This window comes from Streptomyces sp. BE303 (assembly GCF_036290945.1).
Taxonomy (GTDB): Bacteria; Actinomycetota; Actinomycetes; order Streptomycetales; family Streptomycetaceae; genus Kitasatospora.
In genome coordinates this window covers 1-283 of sequence record NZ_JAQYWZ010000608.1, presented here as the reverse complement: position 1 = coordinate 283, position 283 = coordinate 1, and the positions used below count along the sequence as shown (strand labels likewise).

Genomic DNA, 283 nt, shown 5'->3' with positions numbered 1-283 from the left:
ATGACCGTTGCCGAGGCCGCGCGGCGGGTGAAGGTGTCCGAGCAGTCGATCGGGAACTGGAAGCGGCAGTTCCTGGAGTCCGGCCGGGCCGGACTTGCGTCCGGGAAGTCCGGCCCCAGCAGCCGGGAACAGCAACTCGAAACTCAGGTCGCCGACTTGACCCAGGCGCTGGGTGAGGCCGCGGTCGAGCTGCGGGTGTGGAAGAAGTCCGCGGAGGGCCGGCCGGGCCCTTCGAGGACCTCGAGGTGATCCGCGTCGAGGCGGGCATGCCGACCGCGAGGTT

General features: G+C 70.3%; 1 protein-coding gene. It reads left to right on the top strand.

From position 1 onward, the window contains the following. Positions 1 to 249: helix-turn-helix domain-containing protein (locus PUR56_RS13855; protein ID WP_329875165.1), on the top strand; the 249-nt coding region annotated here is incomplete at its 5' end. Between the last annotated feature and the right edge of the window lie 34 nt (positions 250 to 283).